This is a genomic window from Desulfuromonas versatilis (genome assembly GCF_019704135.1).
GTDB classification, from domain to species: domain Bacteria; phylum Desulfobacterota; class Desulfuromonadia; order Desulfuromonadales; family NIT-T3; genus Desulfuromonas_A; species Desulfuromonas_A versatilis.
Genome location: NZ_AP024355.1, coordinates 817,588 through 832,776 on the forward strand (window position 1 = coordinate 817,588; position 15,189 = coordinate 832,776).

Consider the following 15,189-nt stretch of genomic DNA (forward strand, 5'->3'; position numbering starts at 1 on the left):
CTTTTCGTCTGCCGTCCAGCCCGGACCGGCGGGATTCCCCCTTCTTTCGACGAGCAGCGAGCCTTGGCGAGCTACCCTAACCAACAGCAGACCCTGAGCGGGGGCTTTGGCCGCTGGCTTGGTGCCCTGCTGGTTCTGTGCCTGCTGGTCAATCCCCTGGGGATTACCGCGCCCAAGCGCTTCTGGCTGCCCGGCGACCTGAACCTGGTCCGCCCGGTGGCCACCTTGGCCACCGCCGCAACCGCGCTGCAGAAAACCTCCTTCGAGCAGCGCCTGCCCTGTGACCCCGAATCGCTGCCACCCATCCTGGCCCTGTGTGTTCCGGCCGCCCCTAGGCAAGTCACCTTCCTGCCCCGCGCCCTCGAGGCCGAACTGCCCGATTCGCTGTTCCTTGCCGAGCCCTGCGCCCCCCGTCCTCCCCCCGTTCGTTTCTCCTGACCCGCTTTACCGCCAACAACTGAACAAAAGCGTCATTTCCCGAGCCCGGCCGAGCCGGCAACCCAGGGAAATGGCCGGTTGTCCCTGGTCGGGACGAGCCTGTCTTCGCCACAGGCCGGCCCCCCCGACCGGGACACTCCCCTCTCTGTCAGGAGATTTTCGCCATGCAGCAATACGCTATACCGTTTTCCCTGGCCTGCGCCGCGGCCGCCATCGGCTACGGGCTGCTATCGGCCCGCTGGATCCTGCGCCTGCCCCACGGCAACGCGCGCATGCAGCAGATCGCTGCCGCCATCCAGGAAGGGGCGGGGGCCTACATGCGGCGCCAGTATTCGATCATCGCCGTGGTCGGCGTGCTGATCTATTTCGCCCTGGCCTTCACCCTGGGCCTCAAGACGGCGGTCGGTTTCGCCGTCGGTGCCGTGCTCTCGGGCCTGGCCGGCTACGTGGGGATGTTCGTTTCGGTGCGGGCCAACGTGCGCACCGCCGAGGCGGCCCGTTCGGGGATGGCCCGGGCCCTGGAGGTCGCCTTTCGCGGCGGGGCGGTCACCGGCATGCTGGTGGTGGGCCTGGGCCTGCTCGCGGTGGCCGGCTACTACTTGGTGCTGCGGATCATGATGCCCGAAGCCGAGATCAAGGAGATCGTCAATCAGCTGGTCGGGCTCGGCTTCGGCGGCTCGCTGATCTCCATCTTCGCCCGCCTGGGGGGCGGCATCTTCACCAAGGGGGCCGACGTGGGCGCCGACCTGGTCGGCAAGGTCGAAAGCGGCATCCCCGAGGACGACCCGCGCAACCCCGCGGTCATCGCCGACAACGTGGGGGACAACGTCGGCGACTGCGCCGGCATGGCCGCCGACCTGTTCGAAACCTACGCGGTGACCCTGATCGCCGCCATGCTGCTGGGGGCCATCACCTTCAATGATCCGGCCGCCGTCGGCTACCCGCTGATCCTGGGTGGCATCTCCATCCTCGCCTCGCTGATCAGCACCTTCTTCGTCCGGCTCGGCCGCGGCGGCCACATCATGCGCGCCCTCTACCAGGGGCTCGTCGCCTCGGGGGTGATCGCCGCCGGCATCTTCTACCTGGTCTCCCTGGCCATGTTTCCCGCCGGACTCGGCGGCTTCAGCGCGATCAGCCTGTTTTTCGCCTCGCTGGTCGGCCTGGCGGTGACCGGGGCCATGTTCTGGATCACCGAGTACTACACCAGCACCGGCTACGGGCCGGTGCGGCAGATCGCCCGGGCTTCGCTGACCGGGCACGCCACCAACATCATCGCCGGGCTTGGGCTGTCGAAAAAATCCACCGCCCTGCCGATCCTGGTGATCTGCGCCGGGATCATCAGCTCCTACGCCTGCGCCGGGGTCTACGGCATCGGCATCGCCGCGGTCTCCATGCTCTCGCTCACCGGCATCGTGGTGGCCATGGACGCCTACGGGCCGATCACCGACAACGCCGGCGGCATCGCCGAGATGGCCCAGCTCGGCAAGGCGGTGCGCGACGTCACCGACCCGCTGGATGCCGTGGGCAACACCACCAAGGCGGTCACCAAGGGCTACGCCATCGGTTCGGCGGGGCTCGCCTCCATCATCCTGTTCACCTCCTACCTGCAGGAGCTGCAGGTCCACTTCGCCGCCATCGGCCAGAGCTTCAGCCTGGCCGACTTCAGCCTGGCCGACCCCAAGATCATCGTCGGGCTGTTCGTCGGCGGCATGCTCCCCTACTACTTTTCCGCCCTGTGCATGGAGGCGGTGGCCAAGACCGGGGGGGCGGTGGTCGAGGAGGTGCGCCGCCAGTTCCGGGAGATCAAGGGGATCATGGAAGGATCGGGCCGGCCCGACTACTCTCAGTGCGTGGACATCGTCACCCGCTCGGCGCTCAAGGAGATGATCCTGCCGGGGCTGATCCCGATCCTCGCGCCGCTTCTGGTCGGCTGGCTGCTCGGCGCCAAGGCCCTGGGCGGGGTCATCGTCGGCTCCATCGTCACCGGCATCTTCGTCGCCATCTCCATGACCACGGGGGGCGGCGCCTGGGACAACGCCAAAAAATACATCGAGGACGGCTTCCACGGAGGCAAGGGCGGCGAGGCCCACAAGGCGGCGGTCACCGGCGACACGGTGGGCGACCCCTACAAGGACACCGCCGGCCCGGCGGTCAACCCGATGATCAAGATCATCAACGTGGTTTCGCTGCTGATCGTTCCACTGCTGGACAGGATGGGCTAGATGAAGGTTCGCATGCTGCAATGCCGGCCGGACGGCGCGTCGGCGAAGGAGGCCTGAGACCATGGAAGCCAGTCCCATGATCATTTTCGCCCTGCTGCTGGGGGCCATGGCCGCCACCGTCCCGGTGTTCATGGCCCTGTTCTTCGCCGGGCTGGCGGGCCTGGTCTGGGCCGCCGGGGTCGATCCCCAGGTGGCGGTGGAAGTGCTCTACCGCAGCATGGACAAGTTCGCCCTGGTGGTGGTGCTGTTTTTCGTGCTCTGCGGCAACATCATGACCACCGGCAGCATCGTGCAGAAGCTGATCCGCACCGCCAACACCCTGGTCGGCTTTCTCCCCGGCGGCCTGGCCATGGCCGGGGTGCTGGCCTGCGGCTTTTTCGGCGCCATCTCCGGCTCGACGGTGGCGACCATGGTGGCGATCGGCGGGGCGATGATCCCAGCGCTGGTCGAGAACGGTTACGACCGCCGCTTCAGCGTCGGGGTCATGACCACCGCGCCGGTGCTGGGGATCATCATCCCGCCGTCGATCTCGATGATCCTCTACGCCATGGTGACCAACGACTCCATCGAGGCGCTGTTTCTCACCGGCTACCTTCCGGGGCTGCTGATTATCCTCGCCATGTCGGCCTATGCCTGGCTGGTCTGCCGGCGCCGGGGGATTGCTGGGCGGCCCCGGCCGACTTTGCCGGAACTGCGCTCGGTACTGCGCGAGAGCGCCTGGGCCCTGTTTCTGCCGGTGCTGATCTGCGGCGGCATCTACTCGGGGCTGTTCACCGCCAACGAGGCGGCGGTGGTGGCCTGCTGCTACGCCTTTTTCGTCGAGATCTGCATCCACAAGGACATGAGGCTGGCCGAGGTGAAAAACGTGGTGGTCTCCTCGGCGGTCACCTCGGCCAGCCTGCTGGTGATCGTGGCCGGCGCCTCGGTGTTCGGCGAATACCTCACCTTTGCCCAGATCCCCGACAAGGTGGCGGGCGCCGTGGTCGGGGGCATCGAAACCCGCTGGGGCTTTCTGCTGGCGGTCAACCTGCTGCTGCTGGTGGTCGGCATGTTCATGGACATCATCTCGGCTACCCTGATCCTGACCCCGATCTTCCTGCCGCTGCTGCAGCAGTACGGCATCGACACCCTGCACTTCGGGTTGCTGATGACCATCAACCTCGGCATCGGTTACTGCACCCCGCCGCTGGGGGTCAGCCTCTACATCGCCAGCGCCGTGGTCGACCGTGACCTGCTCTGGGTCAGCCGCGCGGTGCTCCCCTTCGTGCTGATCCAGATCGGCCTGCTGGCGGTCTACACCTACTGGCCCGACCTGGTGCTGCTGCTGCCGCGGCTGGTCTATGGCCCTGGGGGGTGAGGCCGGCGGGCCTCGGATAGGGGAAGACAGCTAAAACCAGACTCACGCGAAGCCGCGAAGGACGCGAAGGAAAACCGAAAGGGAAAAAAGGGAAATCGGCCGCTGCCGCACCTTTGGCTCGGGTAGTTGCGCCCTTCACGGCTACGGGAATTTATTAGAAAAAGGATGGAGACAGGGCCCATGGCGGTAAATTCAGATCAAGAACGAGCACTGGCGCAGCAGCCCGCCCTTGGCGATCGGCAAAGGCCGGCCGAGGTCGAGGAGCAGATGCCCTTGACCACGCACCTCGAAGAGCTGCGCAAGCGGCTGATCATCGCCGGGGGCAGCTGGCTGGCGGCTTTTTTCGCCAGCTACGGTTTCGCCGAGCCGATGTTCCGCTGGGTGGCCGGGCCGGTGCGGGCGGCCTTGCCCGCGCAGGGTTCGCTGGTGTTTCTCACCGCCACCGAGCCCTTCTTCACCTACCTGAAGCTCGCCGCCCTCGCCGGACTGCTCGCGGCGTTGCCGGTGATCCTCTGGCAGCTCTGGCTGTTCGTGGCCCCCGGGCTCTACGCCCACGAAAAACGCCTCGGCCTGACCTTCGTCGTCTCGGGCTGCTGCTGTTTCGGCGCCGGCGCCTATTTCGGCTTCAGGTACGTCTTCCCCACCATCTTCGCCGTGCTGATCCGCTTTGGCCTGGGGGCCGGCGGGGTGACCCCGATGCTCTCCATGGACGCCTATCTCGGGTTGGCGATCAAGATGCTGCTGGCCTTCGGCGTGGTCTTCGAGCTGCCGGTGGTGATTTCCCTGCTGGCCCGCATGGGAGTGGTCGATCCCCCCTGGCTGCGCCGCAACCGCAAGTACATGCTCATCGTCGCTTTCGTCTTCGGCGCCCTGGTCACGCCCGGGCCCGATGTCATCTCCCAGTGCTCGGTGGCGATCCCCTTCGTGCTGCTCTACGAGGTGGGGATTCTCGGGGCCCGGATCTTCGGCAGAACCAGGCAGGTTCCCGGTGCCGGGTCCGCCGGCCCGGAACAGGCCAGCATCGCTACAGGGGCCTGAGGGCGCAACCTGGTCGATTCCCCTGGAGGACCTCCCGATCCCGCAGACCGTTCCGGGGTGGTAAGCTTGCTTGCACCTCGGAACCTGCCGGTTGTCTTCTGGGAGTTTCCGTGCTTCTTTCCGTCGTCAATATTGGTGATCGGATGGCTGATGCGGTTTTTCGTCGACAACTCCTTCGCCGTCTTTACCTGGTACCGGATACTTTTCGGCGGGGCAGTCGTGGTCGCCTGGTTGGCAGGTGCCTTGGGGTGGAAATGACGTTGCGGGAATTATCAGCGGGCGGGCTTCTGAAAAAATGGCAGTTGAAAAAATATAACAAGGTTATTATAATTTTGCCATGTGGGTGCGGGATCTGGGGCCGGAAAAGCTGGAGATGAAAAATGTGTCCAGTTGCTCTGGTTGGATATCCTGTACGACTGTTCACGAATTATAAACAGGTTTATATTTTCTTCGAGGCTCGGCGGCAGGGTATGTTGTGCGGCTTTTTCCAGCAACTGGGCAGGTGGCGCGGGGGGGCCGTCCCGGTTTCCCTGCTGCTGGTTGCGGCACTGCTGCTGCAGGTTCCCGCGGTGAGCGCCGAAAGGGCTGCCGGCTCCCTGGCGGATCACGCCCTTTCCCTGCTGGAAGATGAGTATCTGGCCCCCTTCGTCAAGCCGACCGGAGGGAATCAGGGTGCAGATGCATGCAGTGATCCGTATCCAGTCCTGCTGCAGACTTTTACCGGCCTGGAGTCCGAATGCCTCGCACCGCGGAGCAAGCCTCCCTGGCCGGAGGCGAGCTTTTCCTATCTCTCCATTGCTCACTTCTCTCCCTTCGCTCCTCGCTCCCCCCCTCTCTGATCCACCTGAACGGCCCTGCTACCGGGTCGGCCCCCTGACCTCCTGATCGATTTCCCGAATTGCGTATGCACCGCCGGTGGCTGCAAAAGGAGCTGTCCCCTGCGTTCCGGGCAGACCATTTCCGTTCGTGCGCCAATATCGGGGGCAGGGATCAGCTGCGAAGGGCCGTGCTCTTGCTTCAATCAAAAAATTGGTCGCATTGGTTTAAAGGGGGTGATGTCAAGCGCCGCCAGCAGACGTGTGCAAAGAGGATCGGTTGTACCGGATTCTGCCCTCCCGGGGTGAAAAAGGGCAGAACAACCAACATTCAGAAAGGAACCCAGACGGCTATGAAAACCAAAAGTTGGGCGGACATCGCCCGGCATCCCAAGTTCGTCGAGCTGCACCGCCGCAAGACCGTATTTCTGTTCGGCTGGTGGGCTTTTTCCACCCTCTTCTATTTCCTTCTCCCCATCGGGGCGGCCTACACCCCGGGGCTTTTCAAGGTCAAGGTCATCGGCAACATCAACTTCGGCTACCTGTTCGCCCTCTCCCAGTTCTTCGTGTCCTGGGGGATCGCCATCTACTACGCCCGGGTGGCCAACCAGAAATTCGACCGGCTGACCCGCGAACTCGTCGACGAATTCAAATAGAGAACGGTGAGGAGAAGACCTATGAAAAGCCTGCTTGCAGCACTCGTCATCACCCTGGTCCAGGGAGGGGCGGCCCTGGCCGCCGAGGCCCCGGCCGCGGCCGCGACCATCAAGGCCAATCCCTACATCACCATACCGTTCTTCCTGGCGATCATCGCCGTCACCCTGTGCGTGGTGGTCTGGTCGGCCCGCCGGACCCACAGCGCCGCTGACTATTACACCGCCGGCGGCGGCATCACCGGCACCCAGAACGGCTGGGCCATCGCCGGAGACTACATGTCGGCGGCCTCGTTTCTGGGGATCTCGGGCCTGATCTCCCTCTACGGCTATGACGGCTTCATGTACTCGGTGGGATGGTTGGTGGCCTACATCACCGTGCTGCTGATCGTCGCCGAGCCCTGCCGCAACGCCGGCAAGTACACCCTGGGCGACATCCTCTCCTTCCGCACCGAGCCCAAACCGGTACGGGCGGTGGCCGCCATTTCCACGGTGGCCGTTTCGACCTTCTACCTGACCGCCCAGATGGTCGGCGCCGGCAAGCTGATGCAGCTGCTGCTGGGGATCAACTACAACGTGGCGATCATCGGGGTCGGCGCGCTGATGGTGGTCTACGTGGTGTTCGGCGGCATGACCGCCACCACCTGGGTGCAGATCATCAAGGCCGGCCTGCTGATGACCGGGGCCACCCTGCTGGCGATCCTGGTGGCGGCCAAAGTCGGGTTCAACCCGCTGCGCTTCTTCGCCGAGATCGCCGGCGACCTCAACATCCAGGAGTGGGTACAGAAGGCGGTGCTCAAACACCCCACCCCCGAGGCGGGCATGGACTACGGCCAGCGCTTCCTCGAGCCGGGGTTGTTCCTGAAAAACCCCCTCGACCAGATCTCCCTGGGGATGGCTCTGGTGCTGGGTACCGCCGGCATGCCCCACATCCTGATGCGTTTCTTCACCGTCCCCACCGCCCAGGCGGCGCGCAAGTCGGTCATCATCGCCATGTTCATCATCGGCTCCTTCTACATCCTGACCACCCTGCTCGGCTTCGGCGCCGCCATCAACCTGAGCCCGCAGGCGGTCTCGGGCGTCGACAAGGGGGGCAACATGGCGGCCATGATGCTTGCCCAGAAGCTCGGCGGCGACGTGGCGCCGAGTCTCGGCGACATCTTCCTCGCCTTCCTCTGCGCGGTGGCCTTCGCCACCATCCTCGCGGTGGTCTCGGGCCTGGTGCTGGCCGCCTCGGCAGCCATCGCCCACGACATCTACGTCAACTTCATCAAGGACGGCCACGCCGACCAGCATGAGCAGGTCATGGCCGCCCGCATCACCTCGTTGTGCGTCGGCACGGTGGCGATCATCATCGGCATCGCCGCCGAGAAGCAGAACGTCGCCCACCTGGTGGCCCTGGCCTTCGCCGTGGCCTCCTCGGGCAACCTCCCGGTGGTGGTGCTGTCGCTGTTCTGGCGCAAGTTCAACACCGCCGGGGTGATCGCCGGCCTGGTGGTCGGCACGGTGGCGGCCATCGGCCTGGTGCTGGTTTCGCCGAACATGACCTATCCGAAGAAAATCGCCGCCGACGCCCAGAAGGTGGTCAGCGTGCTGCAGGAAAAACAGGCTTCCGGGGTCGCCCTGAGCGAGAAGGAACTCAAGGACCTGGACAAGGCGATGGCCGACTATGAGAAGAACAAGGACGGCTCCTCGCTGCTGGGCCTGGACGCGCCGCTGTTCACGCTGAAAAACCCCGGCATCGTCTCCATCCCGCTCGGCTTCATGGCCGCCATCCTCGGTGCCCTGGCCTTCCGCAGCCGCCGCTCGGAGGAGATGTTCGACGAGATCTACGTCCGCCAGAACACCGGCATCGGCATCTCCAAGGCCGTCGATCATTAAGATATCGAGGGGCCCTTTCCCTCGGGTCCGGGGGGGCGTAGGCCTCCACCGACCCAGTGCCGTGGCCCGGGAGTGGTTTCACTCCCGGGCTTTTTTTTCGCCCTGGCCGAGTCCGGCGTCATTCCCCCTGGCGGGGCGCCGGCAGCAATTCCGCCCGGTACAGGTCCAGGACGAACAGGGCCAGGGCCAGGATGAGCGGCCCCAGGACCACGCCGACGAAACCGAAGGCGCCGATGCCGCCGAGAACCCCGATCACCACCACGAGCAAGGGGATCTTCCCCCGGCCGCTGATGAACAGCGGGCGCAGGACGTTGTCCACCGAACTGACCAGGAAGGCGCCCCAGCACAGCAGGAATATGCCGAGGGCGATCTCCCCCCGCAGCAGCAGGTAGCCCGCCCCGGGGAGCCAGAACGGCAGGGTCCCCACCATCGGGATCAGGGCGAAAATGGCCATCAGCACCCCGAACAGCACCGGCGAGGGGAGCCCGCAGATCCAGAAGCCGATGCCGCCCAGGGTGCCCTGGACGACGCAGGTCAGGAACACGCCGTAAATGACCGCCGAAAGGATCCCCTCGACCCGGCGCCCGAGCTGCAGCCGGTCCTCCTCGCGCAGCGGCACCAGCGACCAGAAACGCTGCAGCATCCGGCTTCCGTCCCGGTAGAAAAAGAACAAGGCCATGACCAGGATCATCATCTTGAGCAGAAAGAGGAAGAAGTTCTTGAGGATCTCGGTGGTATACCCGGCCAGAAATCCCATCGCCTTCTGCGCCGCAGGCAGGAGGGCCTTCTCGGGGTCGAGGTCGACCCGGGCCAGCCAGGGCCGCAGCTTCTCCCAGGCGGGAGCGATGGCAGGATGGGCGGTCAGTTGGCCGAGGCCGAGGATCTGCTCCTTGAATTGCCCGGCTTCCAGGTACCGGTACATCTGGGTGACTTCCTGGGTCAACAGCAGCAGGATCATCACCATGGGCACCACCACGGTCAGGACCACCGCGGGGGTCATGAGGCAGGCGGCCAGCAGGTCCCTGCCCCGCAGCCAGGCATGCAGCTTTTTGTAGACGGGACGGGTCAGGATGCCGATCACCGCCGCCCAGGCCAGCACCCGCAGAAAGGGGGCGACAACCTGAAACACCAGGTTGAGGTAGAACAGCAAAAAGGCAAAGGTCAACAGGGCGAAAAACAGCTTGCGTTCCATGATTGCTCCGGGAGTCGGCTAATGTTTGCCTCAATTATTCATTGAAAAATTATTGGCGCAAGGACTATTCCGCCTGCCTGTTACGGGCTGGCCAGGCCAGTCGCCCGGGGGGCTGGAGGGCGCCGCCGGCCAGGCGCAAACTCCGGCTTCCTTTGCAATGGGAGCAAAATTCCAGTATGGTTCCGACAGATTCGTCAGGGAGGCCCTGCCTCCCCCATGAGGAGACAAAGACCATGCTGACCACCTTCATCAACGTCTATCTCAAGATGTTCATGATCCTCACCCCCTTTTTCGTCATGTCGGCCTTTTTGTCCATGACCCGGGACTACAGCCCCGCCGAGCGGCGCAAGACCGCCACCAAGGTCACCGTCGCGGTGGTGGTGACCTGTTTCGTGCTCTACGTCTTCGGCCGCTACATCTTCGATCTGTTCGGCATCACCCTTGACGCCTTCCGCATCGGCGCCGGGGCGGTGCTGTTTCTCTCGGCCATCGGCATGATCCAGGGCAAGGCCAGCGTCTCCCCCGGCGACTCCGAGCAGGAGGTGGCGGTGGTGCCCCTGGCCATCCCCATCACCGTCGGCCCGGGGACCATCGGCGCGCTGCTGGTCATGGGCGCCAGCCTCAAGACCATGCCGGAGAAGATCGTCGCCAGCGCGGCCCTGCTCTGCGCGGTGCTCTCGGTGGGCGGCTTGCTGCGGGTTGCCGGCCGGATGGAGAAGCTGCTCGGCCAGCAGGGGCTGGTGATCCTCACCAAGCTCACCGGTCTGTTCGTCTCGGCCATCGCCGCGCAGATCTTCTTTACCGGGGTAAAGAATTTTCTGGCCTGAGGCCCTCGCTCTTCATGGTCTTGGCGAAGCTGTTGCAGGATTCCGCCCGAGTCGTTATCATTAGGGCCTGGAATATCCGCTGAAACCTTTCAGCCCTGCCACCGACGGATCGCCGATGTACAACGAATATTTCGGTCTTGCCGAAACCCCCTTCTCCATCGCCCCGGACCCCCGCTACCTGTACATGAGCGAAGCGCACCGCGAGGCGCTGGCGCACCTGCTCTACGGGGTGAGCAGTGACGGGGGGTTCGTGCTGCTGACCGGCGAGGTGGGCACCGGCAAGACCACGGTCTGTCGCTGCCTGCTGGAGCAGCTGCCCGAGGATGTCGAGGTCGCCTACGTCATCAACCCCAAGCAGACCTCGGCGGAACTGCTCGCCACCATCTGCGACGACCTCGGCATCGCCTTTCCCGAGGGGAACTCCAGCATCAAGGTCTTCGTCGACCGGATCAACGCTTACCTGCTCGATGCCCATGGCCGCGGCCGCAAGACCGTGCTGGTCATCGACGAGGCGCAGAACCTCAGCCCCGATGTCCTCGAGCAGTTGCGCCTGCTGACCAACCTGGAGACCAGCCAGCGCAAGCTGCTGCAGATCATCCTGCTCGGCCAGCCCGAACTGCTGCAATTGCTGGCGCGGCCGGACCTGCGGCAACTCTCCCAGCGCATCACCGCCCGCTACCACCTCGGCCCCCTCTCCCGCAAGGAGGTGGGCACCTACGTCAACCACCGGCTGGCGGTCGCCGGGCTGCGCAGCCAGCTTTTCCCCCCCGCCACCCTCGACCGCCTGCACAAGCTGACCGGGGGAGTCCCCCGGCTGATCAACGTCCTCTGCGACCGGGCTCTGCTGGGGGCTTACGTCAAGGGGGAGGGCGAAGTCAACCGCCGGACCCTGCGTCAGGCGGCCCGCGAGGTGCTGGGCGAGATGCAGTCCCCCCCGCGTCTGACCCTGCCGGTGCGCTGGCTGGCTGCGGGGGTGATTCTGGTGGCGGCGGTCCTCGGCCTGGCGACCCTCTACTTTCGCCCCGAGCTGCTTTCCGCGGCTCTGAAGCCGGCCCAACAGGGGCCCGCGGCGCCGCTCCCCGAGCCTGCGGCCGACCCGCCCCAGGCCGCCGCCGAAGGCGAGCCGGGGGCCCTGGTCATCGTCGCAGCCGGCGCCGGCGATGCCTCCGAAAAACCGCTTTCCTGGCCGGCCGAGCTTCCCATCGAGCAGAGCAAAACCCTGGCCTTCGAGAGCCTGTTCCAGGCCTGGGGGATGGAATACCAGGGCGCCGACGGCAACGCCTGCGACCATGCCGAAAGCCTGGGGATGCGTTGCCTGCACCGTCGCGGCAGCCTGGGCAGCCTGCGGCAGCTCGACCTGCCGGCGGTGCTGCGGGTGGTCAGTGCCCCGGGCGAGGAGTTTTTCGCCACCCTGGTCTCCCTGCGGGGGGACCGGGCGACGTTCGCCCTGGGGCCGGAGACCCGCGTCGTCTCGGTGCGCGACCTGGAATCGATCTGGTTCGGCGAGTTCTCCCTGCTTTGGCGCGTCCCCGGCAACTATCGCCGCCTGGTCGCCCCCGGTGGCCGGGGCCCGGAGGTGGCCTGGCTCGACGAGCAGCTGGCGCGCATTTACAACCGGGCTCCCGATGCCCGCCGCGATCCGATTCTCGAAGGGCCGCTGCTCGCCGAGCTCAAGGCCTTCCAGCTTCGAGAAGGGCTGGAGCCCGACGGTATCCTGGGAACCAACACCCTGATCCGGCTCAACGCGGCCCTCGACCCGCGGATTCCGAAACTTTTGGCCCCGCGAGAGGAATAGGCAGGCATGTCGTTTATTCTCGATGCATTGAAGAAGTCCGACCGCAAGCGGCAGCGGGCCGGCGTCCCCGACCTGCAGACGGTGCACGCCCCGGTGCCGCCCGGCCGCAGAAAACGTCCGCTCTGGCCCTGGCTGCTGGTGGTTGCGCTGCTGCTCAACGCCGGTCTGGTCGCCTGGTGGCTCGCATCCTCCTCGCAGCGGACCCCGGTCGTCCAGGCGCCGCCGCAGCCGCAGCCCGCCCCCCAGCCGCAACCCGCCGCCACGGCGGCCAGGCCCGCTGCCGAGCCGCCGTCGGCCCCCAGGCCGGCGCCGGCTGCCCCGGCCGCCTCCGTTACTCCGAAGCAGGTGCCCGAAGCGGTCGTCCAGGCCCCTGAAGAGCCCCGGCCCCAGCCGGTTCCCGTCGCGGCGGCGAGCGAACCGCCAGCGGAGGTTTCCCCGCCCGCTCCGGCTCCGCCGCTCCCCGCGGCGCAGCCCGCTGTCGAACCCGAACCTGCCGTCGAGCCCGAGGCCGAACCCGCCGCCCCAACCCCGGTGGTGGCCGAGTCCCGCACCTATGAGTTCGATGCCCTGCCGGCTTCGGTGCGCAGCGGCATCCCCGCGTTGACCCTGTCGGTGCATTTCTACACCCCCCGGGTCAGCGCGCGGATGGTGCGCATCAACGACCGGATTCTGCGCGAAGGCGATGTCCTGAGCAATGGGCTGGTGCTCGAGGAGATCACCCCCGAGGGGGTGATATTCAGCTACCAGGGGTACCGCTTCAGAATTCTCCACCTTTCCAGCGGGCGGGCAAATTATTGAAAATTCCGCTTTCCGGTCACCGCCGGCGGGGCAGGTCGCAACCTGCCCCGTTTTTTTTGCCTTGACTTCTAAGTCAAACGTTCGTTTAAAATTATCGTATGATTGTTTCGACCCAGGTCCGAGGGGAGGGTTCATGAGCCAACCAGATACCAAGCAGCGCATCCTCGATGCCGCCGAAAGCCTGTTCGCCCGCGAGGGGTTCCACAACACCTCATTGCGCGCCATCACCGGGCGGGCCGGGGCCAACCTGGCCGCGGTCAATTACCACTTCGGCAGCAAGGACGCTCTGGCCCAGGCGGTGCTCGAGCGGCGCTTGACCCCGCTCAACGAGGCCCGCCGGGGGGCCCTGGAGCAGGTCCGCCAGCAGGCCCGGGGCGCCGGACGGCCGCCGGGGGTGGAGGAGACCCTGCGCGCCTTCATCGAGCCGACCCTGGCCTTTCGCGAATCGGGCCCGGGCGCCCGGGATTTCATCAGCCTGGTCGGCCGCGCCCTGGGCGAACCGGACGGGGCCTTGCGCAGCCTGTTCATGCAGCTGATGCAGCCCACCTTCCAGGTCTTTTTCGAGGTCATGCGCGAGGCCCTGCCCCAGCAGCCGGCGCCCACGGTCTTCTGGCGCATGGTGTTCGCCCTCGGCTCCATGGGCCAGACCCTGTGCCTGCTCGACAAGCCCCTGCCGCTGCCGCCGGGGATCGAGCCGACCCGCGATTCGCAGACCCTGCTCGGGCTGATGATCCCTTTTCTTGCTGCCGGAATGGAGGCGCCATGCGCTTGACCCTGCCTGCCCTGGCGCTGCTGCTGACCGGCCTGCTGCTGGCCGGCTGCGCGCTGCACCGCCCCGCCGAGATCAGTGCCCCGGCGCCGCTGCCGGAAGCCTTCACCCCGGCGCCCGGGCCCTCCGCCCCGCTCCCCGAGCGCTGGTGGCTCGCCTTCGGCGATCCGCAGCTCGAAGCCCTGGTCGAAGAGGCCCTGGGGGCCAACCTCGATATCGCCCGGGCCCTGGCCCGCCTGGAGCAGGCCGAAGCGGCCGGCCGCGCCGCCGAGGCGGCCCGCTACCCCTTTTTGAACCTGGAGGGGCAGACCAGGCGGGAGATGACCCCGGGGATCCTTGGCGAAGACACCGGCAACAGCTACCGGCTGTCGCTGGCCGCGGGCTTCGAGATCGATCTCTGGCAGAAGCTGAAGAACCGCAGCCTGGCCGCCGAGCTGGAAGGGCTGGCCGCGGCGGGCGAGGTGCAGACCCTGCTGCTGAGCACCTCGGCGCAGCTGGCCGATCTCTATTACCTGGTGGCCGAACAGCGCGCCCAGCTCGAGCTGACCGACCAGACCATCGCCTCCTTCGCCGACACCCTGGAGCGGGTCGAGCGGCGCTACCGCGAGGGGCTGGTGCCGGCCCTCGATGTCTACCAGGCGCGCCAGACCCTGGCCGCCGCCCAGGCCCGCCGCCCCCAGTTCGAAGCCAGCCTGGAGCAGGCCCGCCACGCCCTGGCGGTGCTCCTCGGCCGCTATCCCGGGCAGCTTGCGGCCGACACCGTGGCCCTGGCCGAGATTCCGGCCTGGTTCCCCGCCGGGCTCCCCTCGCAGCTGCTGGCCCGCCGCCCCGACGTGGAGGCCGCCCTGCGGCGGGTCGAGGCGGGCGACGCCCGGGTGGCCGCGGCCATCGCCGAGCGCTTTCCCGCCTTCAACCTGCTCGGCGGCTACGGTCGCAGCCGCACCGCCTTCAGCACCGGGGACATCACCGGCAGCTTCTGGAACCTGATTCTCAACCTGGCGCAGCCGGTGTTCGACGCCGGGCGGCGCAAGGCCGAGGTCGAGCGCAGCGAGGCCGCCTTCCGCGAAAGCCTGGCGGCCTATCACCAGGCGGTGCTGCGGGCCTTCCAGGAGGTGGAGGACGCCCTGAGCGGCAACCGCACCTCCGAGCAGCGCATCGCCCGGCTCGAGGAGCAGGTCGAGGCCACCCAGGCCTCGCTGCGGCTCTCCCTCGAGCGCTACCTGACCGGGCTCTCCGACTACCTGCCGGTGCTCACCGCCCAGGTGGCCCAGTTCAACGTCGAGAGCCAGCTGCTGGCCGCGCGCCGCCAGCTCATCGCCGATCGCATCAGCCTGGCCCGGGCCCTGGGCGGCACCTGGATGAACGAAGAACTCCAGCGCCGCCTGGCGCGGCAGTAAACCAAAG

13 protein-coding genes are annotated in these 15,189 nt (G+C 66.5%); 12 read left to right on the forward strand and 1 reads right to left on the reverse strand.

Annotation, left to right across the window (positions count from 1 at the left end; genetic code table 11):
• The first annotated feature begins 63 nt into the window (after positions 1-63).
• From DESUT3_RS03575 to DESUT3_RS03605, 7 genes are all read left to right on the forward strand, one after another.
• Positions 64-438 carry a hypothetical protein gene (locus DESUT3_RS03575; RefSeq protein WP_221251099.1) on the forward strand — a complete coding sequence of 125 codons (375 nt, stop codon included), beginning with the start codon at positions 64-66 and terminating at the stop codon, positions 436-438.
• 164 nt (positions 439-602) lie between these two features.
• Positions 603-2,660 carry a sodium-translocating pyrophosphatase gene (locus DESUT3_RS03580; protein WP_221251100.1) on the forward strand — a complete coding sequence of 686 codons (2,058 nt, stop codon included), beginning with the start codon at positions 603-605 and terminating at the stop codon, positions 2,658-2,660.
• 61 nt (positions 2,661-2,721) lie between these two features.
• Complete coding sequence (locus tag DESUT3_RS03585) at positions 2,722-4,017, forward strand: TRAP transporter large permease (protein ID WP_221251101.1); 1,296 nt, start codon at positions 2,722-2,724, stop codon at positions 4,015-4,017.
• A 180-nt stretch (positions 4,018-4,197) separates the two neighbouring features.
• Entirely contained in the window at positions 4,198-5,055 is an 858-nt protein-coding gene (gene tatC / locus DESUT3_RS03590) for a twin-arginine translocase subunit TatC (RefSeq protein WP_225911609.1), read from the forward strand.
• Between the two features lie 380 nt (positions 5,056-5,435).
• Positions 5,436-5,894 (forward strand): hypothetical protein, encoded by a 459-nt coding sequence (locus DESUT3_RS03595; protein WP_221251102.1) that lies wholly within the window; start codon positions 5,436-5,438, stop codon positions 5,892-5,894.
• Positions 5,895-6,223: 329 nt separating this feature from the next.
• Positions 6,224-6,526, forward strand: coding sequence for a DUF485 domain-containing protein (locus DESUT3_RS03600; RefSeq protein WP_221251103.1), 303 nt, complete (start codon positions 6,224-6,226; stop codon positions 6,524-6,526).
• A gap of 21 nt (positions 6,527-6,547) precedes the next feature.
• Complete coding sequence (locus DESUT3_RS03605) at positions 6,548-8,404, forward strand: solute symporter family protein (RefSeq protein WP_221251104.1); 1,857 nt, start codon at positions 6,548-6,550, stop codon at positions 8,402-8,404.
• Between the two features lie 118 nt (positions 8,405-8,522).
• On the opposite strand, the gene DESUT3_RS03610 is transcribed toward DESUT3_RS03605, so the two are convergent.
• Positions 8,523-9,596 (reverse strand): AI-2E family transporter, encoded by a 1,074-nt coding sequence (locus DESUT3_RS03610; RefSeq protein WP_221251105.1) that lies wholly within the window; start codon positions 9,594-9,596, stop codon positions 8,523-8,525.
• A gap of 233 nt (positions 9,597-9,829) precedes the next feature.
• On the opposite strand from DESUT3_RS03610, the gene DESUT3_RS03615 reads away from it, so the two are divergent.
• The 5 genes from DESUT3_RS03615 (at position 9,830) to DESUT3_RS03635 (ending at position 15,182) form a co-directional block, all read left to right on the forward strand.
• Positions 9,830-10,423, forward strand: coding sequence for a MarC family protein (locus DESUT3_RS03615; protein ID WP_221251106.1), 594 nt, complete (start codon positions 9,830-9,832; stop codon positions 10,421-10,423).
• A gap of 115 nt (positions 10,424-10,538) precedes the next feature.
• The gene (locus DESUT3_RS03620) at positions 10,539-12,218 is read left to right on the forward strand and encodes an ExeA family protein (RefSeq protein ID WP_221251107.1); all 1,680 of its coding nucleotides are present in this window, start codon (positions 10,539-10,541) and stop codon (positions 12,216-12,218) included.
• 6 nt (positions 12,219-12,224) lie between these two features.
• Positions 12,225-13,016 carry a general secretion pathway protein GspB gene (locus DESUT3_RS03625; RefSeq protein WP_221251108.1) on the forward strand — a complete coding sequence of 264 codons (792 nt, stop codon included), beginning with the start codon at positions 12,225-12,227 and terminating at the stop codon, positions 13,014-13,016.
• 133 nt (positions 13,017-13,149) lie between these two features.
• A complete protein-coding gene (locus DESUT3_RS03630; RefSeq protein ID WP_221251109.1) occupies positions 13,150-13,788 on the forward strand; it encodes a TetR/AcrR family transcriptional regulator in 639 nt (212 codons plus the stop codon).
• Positions 13,779-15,182, forward strand: a complete 1,404-nt coding sequence (locus DESUT3_RS03635; protein ID WP_221251110.1) for an efflux transporter outer membrane subunit — start codon at positions 13,779-13,781, stop codon at positions 15,180-15,182. Before DESUT3_RS03630 ends, DESUT3_RS03635 begins: the two co-directional genes overlap by 10 nt.
• Positions 15,183-15,189 lie beyond the last annotated feature (7 nt).